Origin of the sequence: uncultured Porphyromonas sp., from assembly GCF_900541275.1 — a bacterium.
Classification (GTDB): Bacteria; Bacteroidota; Bacteroidia; order Bacteroidales; family Porphyromonadaceae; genus Porphyromonas_A.
In genome coordinates, this window is sequence record NZ_UQJH01000033.1 from 1 (window position 1) to 5973 (window position 5973).

General features: G+C 61.3%; 5 protein-coding genes. All 5 read left to right on the top strand.

Features of this window, described 5'->3' with window-relative positions; genetic code table 11:
* Nucleotides 1–233 precede the first annotated feature (233 nt).
* From hflX to QZR17_RS07910, 5 genes are read left to right on the top strand one after another with little or no spacing between them, the layout of a single operon-like run.
* Complete coding sequence (gene hflX, locus QZR17_RS07890) at nucleotides 234–1448, top strand: GTPase HflX (RefSeq protein ID WP_297129663.1); 1215 nt, start codon at nucleotides 234–236, stop codon at nucleotides 1446–1448.
* Between the two features lie 7 nt (nucleotides 1449–1455).
* Nucleotides 1456–2409: an adenosylcobinamide-phosphate synthase CbiB gene (cbiB, locus tag QZR17_RS07895; protein ID WP_297129665.1), complete on the top strand. Its 954-nt coding sequence runs from the start codon at nucleotides 1456–1458 to the stop codon at nucleotides 2407–2409.
* Entirely contained in the window at nucleotides 2409–3464 is a 1056-nt protein-coding gene (locus QZR17_RS07900) for a histidinol-phosphate transaminase (RefSeq protein ID WP_297129667.1), read from the top strand. Before cbiB ends, QZR17_RS07900 begins: the two co-directional genes overlap by 1 nt.
* Entirely contained in the window at nucleotides 3457–4923 is a 1467-nt protein-coding gene (locus QZR17_RS07905) for a cobyric acid synthase (protein WP_297129669.1), read from the top strand. The genes QZR17_RS07900 and QZR17_RS07905 overlap by 8 nt, the downstream gene beginning before the upstream one ends.
* Nucleotides 4920–5843 (top strand): hypothetical protein, encoded by a 924-nt coding sequence (locus QZR17_RS07910; RefSeq protein WP_297129671.1) that lies wholly within the window; start codon nucleotides 4920–4922, stop codon nucleotides 5841–5843. The genes QZR17_RS07905 and QZR17_RS07910 overlap by 4 nt, the downstream gene beginning before the upstream one ends.
* Nucleotides 5844–5973 lie beyond the last annotated feature (130 nt).

A 5973-nucleotide genomic window follows, 5' to 3' on the forward strand; every position in this document is an offset into this window, starting at 1 on the left:
ACGTACGTGACCGAGGCCGAATTCCGAAAGCAACGCAGCAGATCGCCTTCGTGCAGCGGTCTCTATGTGTCACAGCGGCAGAGTCCTTCTCGGGAAGCCCCTTGAGTGACGGAAAAATGCCCCTTCAGTCTGGGCTTTCTCTTTTACCGATATTAGGCGCGCCTAATATCGGTAAAAGAAAATGTCCTGTGGGGGAAACTTTTACTACGGTCTTATTTAGTACTTTTGTAGTAATGATAGACGAAATGAACCTTACTCCTAAGGATAATAAGGAGGAACTACGCGCCCTGCTCATCGGGGTCACCACGCCGGAGCAGACAGAGCGCCAGACGCGAGACTACTTGGATGAGCTCGCCTTCCTCGCCATGACGGATGGCATCACCGCCGCTGCGACGATGACGCAAAATCTCGATGCCCCCAAGGCCGGCTCCTACCTCGGGAGCGGTAAGCTCGAGGAGTGCGCTGAGCTGATCGAGCGGGAGAAGCTCGACCTCGTCATCGTGGACGATGAGCTGACCGCCGTGCAGATCAATTCGATCGAGAAGGTGTGCAAGGTGCCGGTCCGTGACCGCACCAGCCTGATCCTCGACATCTTTGCCGACCATGCCCGCACCGCCTACGCCAAAACGCAGGTGGAGCTGGCGCAGTACAATTATATGCTGCCTCGCCTGACCCGCATGTGGACCCACCTCGACCGCCAGCGTGGTGGCGGGACCAATATGCGCGGACCGGGTGAGACGCAGCTGGAGACCGATCGCCAGCTGATCAAGCGGCGCATCTCCAAGCTTCGCGACGACCTTACGAAGATCGATAAGCAGAAGCAGACGCAGCGGAAAAACCGCGGTGCCCTCGTGCGTGTCGCCCTCGTTGGCTACACCAACGTCGGCAAGTCGACGATCATGAACTCTCTCTCCAATAGCGAGGTCTTCGCCGACAACCGCCTTTTCGCCACCCTCGACACGACAGTGCGCAAGGTGGTGATCAAGAATCTTCCTTTCCTCCTCTCCGACACCGTCGGCTTCATCCGCAAGCTCCCGACAGAGCTGATCGAGTCCTTCAAGTCCACCCTCGACGAGGTGCGCGAGGCGGACCTCCTGCTCCATGTGGTGGACATCTCGCACCCTGCCTTTGAGGACCAGATCGCTGTGGTCTCCAAGACGCTCGACGAGCTACTGGAGGGGGAGAAGAAACCGGTCATCCTGGTCTTCAATAAGATCGATGACTACTCCTACGTGGAGAAGGACCCGGACGACCTCACCCCGGCAACGAAGGAAAACCTCTCCCTCGAGGATCTGGAGAAGACCTACATGGCGCATATGGGCGAGAGCGACGTCGCCTTCGTCTCCGCCAAGACCGGTCAGGGCATGAGTGAGCTGAAGGAGCTGCTCTATGACCGAGCTAAGGAGATCCACGTCACCCGATATCCCTACAACGACTTCCTCTACTGATCCCGGGATGAACCACCTCTTCCCCATCGTCATCGGCTTTCTCCTCGACCTCTGCCTCGGTGACCCGAGCTGGATGCCCCATCCGGTCATCGGTATGGGGCGGCTAATCGGTCGGCTGGAGCGGTGGCTGAGGCGTGACGGGCAGACGCCGGGGGAGGCTTGTCGAGCCGGGCTCCTGCTCTGGCTCATCGTCGTGTCGGTGAGCGGGAGTCTCTGCGCCCTTGTGATTTTCCTCGCCACAGCCATACATCCCATAGCAGGGCTGGCAGTGGAGAGCATCCTCTGCTGGCAGGTGCTGGCGACCCGCTCCCTCGTCACGGAGGCGAAGAAGGTGGAGCAGCCTCTACTCAGCGGGGATCTACCTGCAGCGCGCCGAGCGGTCTCGATGATCGTCGGACGGGATACGGAGAGTCTCTCCGCCGAGGGGGTCACCAAGGCTGCAGTGGAGACGGTGGCGGAGAATACCTCCGACGGCATCGTGGCACCGCTCCTTTTCCTCGTTCTCGGTGGGGCACCTCTCGGCATCGCTTATAAGGCGGTGAATACGATGGACTCCATGATCGGCTACATCGATGAGCCGTACACCTACTTCGGACGCTTTGCCGCCCGGGCCGATGATTTTTTCAATTACCTCCCCGCGCGACTCTGTGCACTCATGATGCTGCTTGCCGGTCTGCTTCTCGGGCTGGACGGTCGTCAGGGCTGGCGAGTGTTCCGTCGCGACAGGTACAAGCACGCCAGCCCCAATTCTGCTCAGACGGAGTCGGTGATGGCGGGGCTGCTGAGGGTGCAGCTGGCAGGCGATGCCACCTATGGCGGACATATTCACCATAAGCCCTTCATCGGTGATCCGCTTCGCCAGATCGAGCCGCGGGACATCGACCGTAGCTGTCGTGTGGCGGTGGGGACGGCACTGCTCACTATGTTGCTCTTTGGCTCCCTCACACTCCTCGTCCTCTAATGCTTTACCAGGAAGACTATCCCCACGGCGGAGATCGCTACCGACGACCGATCCGGCTGGATTTTTCGGTCAATACCAATCCCTTTGGTCCTCTCCCCGAGGTGGTCGAGGCAGCTCTCGGCAGCCGAGGTGAGCTGGACCACTATCCGGATCCCTACTGCCGTGAGCTGGTGCAGGCGATTGCCCGTAAGGAGCAGCTGCCGGAGGAGTACATCCTCTGTGGCAATGGCGCCGCTGACCTGATCGATCTCTACGTCCGCGCCCTGCGACCAAGGATGGCGCTGGAGGCGGCACCTACCTTCTCCGAGTACCGTCGCAGCCTCACCGCTGCAGGGTGCGAGGTGCGGGAGGTGGTGCTGACGCGAGAGAGCGGCTTCGTGTGGGAGGAGTCGCTCCTCAGTCGCCTGGACGAGGAGCAGCCGGACCTCCTGGTCCTCTGCAACCCCAATAACCCGACCGGACGACTCATCAGCCCATCGCTGCTCGACCGGATCCTCTCGCTCTGCGATGAGCGGGGGATAGCGGTCCTGATCGACGAGTGCTTCATCGACCTTGCTGACCGGCGGGAGAGCCGGACGACCGACCTGGCGCGCTACCCGGGACTGATGATCCTCAACGCCTTTACCAAGAGCCACAGCCTCGCCGGACTTCGTATCGGCTACTGTATGACTGCCGACAGCAGCTTGCTCGCACGTATGAGCCGTCTCTCGCAGCCGTGGAATGTCTCCGTACCGGCTCAGCGAGCCGGAGTGGTGGCTGCGGGGCGGAGCGACTTCCTCATCAGGTCTCGGGCGATGATCTACGTGGAGCGGGCGGCACTCTGTGCGGGGCTCGAGGAGCTGGGGCTGGAGGTGCTCCCGTCGGAGGTCAATTTTCTCCTCCTTCGGGGACCTATAGGTCTGGACAAGGAGCTGGAGCGAAGGGGGATACTGATACGCAACTGCGCCAATTACCACGGGCTCTCCGACGGCTGGTACCGCATCGCTGTCCGGAGGGAGGAGGAGAATAGCGCTTTACTCAATACCTTATACACCATACTGAAGTGCCATGGCTAAGAACCTTATGATCCAGGGGACTATGTCCAATGCCGGGAAGAGCCTCGTGGCTGCCGGCATCTGCCGTATCCTCCACCAGGACGGCTACAGGGTCGCCCCCTTTAAGAGCCAAAATATGGCGCTCAACTCCTGCATCACCGGTGACGGCGGGGAGATGAGCCGTGCGCAGGTGGTACAGGCGGAGGCGTGCGGCATTCGTCCCGATACGCGGATGAATCCGATCCTACTGAAGCCCAACTCCGACCACAGCAGTAAGGTGGTCGTCAATGGGCGTCAGGTCGCAGTGCTGCCTGCCGGTGAGTACATGAAAGAGCGCTCTCAGCTCATCCCCGAGGTGCTCCGGGCGTACAACAGCCTTGCCGCGGAGGCGGACATTATGGTGATCGAGGGTGCCGGCAGCCCGGTGGAGCTCAATCTCAATCGTCGGGACATCGTCAATATGGGGCTTGCCGAACTGGTGGACGCACCGGTGCTGCTCGTCGGCGACATCGATCGAGGCGGGATCTTTGCTCAGCTCTACGGCACCGCTGCTCTCTTTCGCCCCGAGGAGAAGAAGCGGCTGAAGGGGCTCCTGATCAATAAGTTTAGGGGAGACCTTGACCTCCTCCGCCCGGGGCTTGCGACCCTCGAGGAGCTCTGCGGCGTGCCGGTGGTGGGCGTGATCCCTCACATCGACGTGGACGTGGAGGATGAGGACAGTCTCTCCGACAAGCTGACCGCCCACAAGCCCCGCAAGCCGATCGACATCGTCGTGATGCACCTGCCGCATATCGCCTGCTTCTCCGACTACTCTCCACTGGAGCTCTACGACAATGTCTCCGTGCGGTACATCAAGGATCCGGAGGACTTTGGCGAGCCGGCGCTGGCGATCATCCCGGGCAGCACCTGCACGACGAAGGATCTCGAGTGGCTCCGTGCCTCCGGTCTCGCCGACAGACTGCAGCAGTACATCGCCTCCGGAGGGCTGACGATCGGGATATGCGCTGGCTACCAGATGCTCGGCGAGGAGATCCTCGACCCGGACCACTTAGAGACCGAGACGATTGAGTGCATCAAGGGGCTGGGACAGCTGCCCGTCCGGACGCTCTTTAGTGGGGAGAAGGAGCAGCACCGCTCCACCGGGCGACTGGGGGAGATAGCGGGCGAACTCTCCTGCCTCAGCGGTCGAGCCTACGACGGCTACGAGATCCACACAGGTCGCTGCACCGACCAAGAGACTGCGCCGGTGCTTAGGGGCGAAGGGAATGTCTACGGGACCTATGTCCACAGCTTCTTTGACCATCCCGAGATCTCGCAGGCACTCGTCGCCCGGCTCTCTGAGCGGCTCGGCATACCGACTGACCTCCGTCGCTTTGACCTCAAGGCATACAAGGAGCAGCAGTACGACCTCCTTGCCGATGGCGTCCGGCAAGCACTCGATATGGACCTCCTCTACCGGATCATCGACCGGAAGGTATGAGCCACATCCTGCTGATCATCGACGGGATGACCGACCCGGACTTCCGGCTCACTGACTATCCCTCTATGGACTCGATGCAGCAACTCGCTCCCGTTGATTACTCTGATGGCGGGCGTCCCGAGACTCTCGCCTGCACCCTTCGGATCCTCGGTCTCCGGCAGGTTCCGCCCCACATTCGTCCCATCGTAGAGGCCTATGGTGCCGGGCTGAGGGTTGTTCCTGACGACCTCTGGCTCCGAGCCAGCTGGTACCACATCAATGAGCTGGGTCATCCCGACAGGCAGGAGAGTCCCGACGACTTCACATTTCCCACGGTCACCGGCAGAGACATCGAGCCTCATTACCTCGGGCAGGGGCACTGGCTCTTTCGCCTAAGAGAGGGGCGCTCCCTCTGTGAGAGGCTTACGCTGCCCACCCCCTTCGTCACCGGAGAGGGCGACCTGCTACCCGAGGGGGACGGCGCCATCCGAGGCTACTTCAGTCGCCTGACGACACCCCGGCATCGGCTCATCGTGTGGGACAAAGGGGTGAGTAGCTCCCTGCCGTTGCTTCGAGAGCCATCGATCATCATTTCGGCGGAGAAGGTCTTGCTCGGACTGGGGAAGATGCTCGGCTGGGAGACCGTGACGCACCACGCACTCACGGGAGATACCGATACCGACCTCGACCTCCTCGGACGGCTCACGCTGGAGGCTGCCGACCGTACCGGTCGCGTGATAGTGCATATCAATGGCGCAGACCAGGCGGGACACCGCCGAGACGAGAGGGGCAAGAGGGCTTTTCTCCATCGTGTAGACAGCGAGCTCCTTCCTCTGCTCCTCCGGTCGCCGCACCGCCTGACGCTCACCTCCGACCACGGCTGTGACGCCGCCACCGGCTGCCACCTCCCCGGACCTCAGCCACTTCTCCGCTCTGAGTAGTAAATGTTATCGGTCCCAAGCGCTGGTATAATGGAAAAATAGTAGTACCTTTGCCCACACAAAAGGAGGAGAGCAACGGGATGTAGCTCAGTCCGGTTAGAGTGCGCGTCTGGGGGGCGTGAGGTCGCTG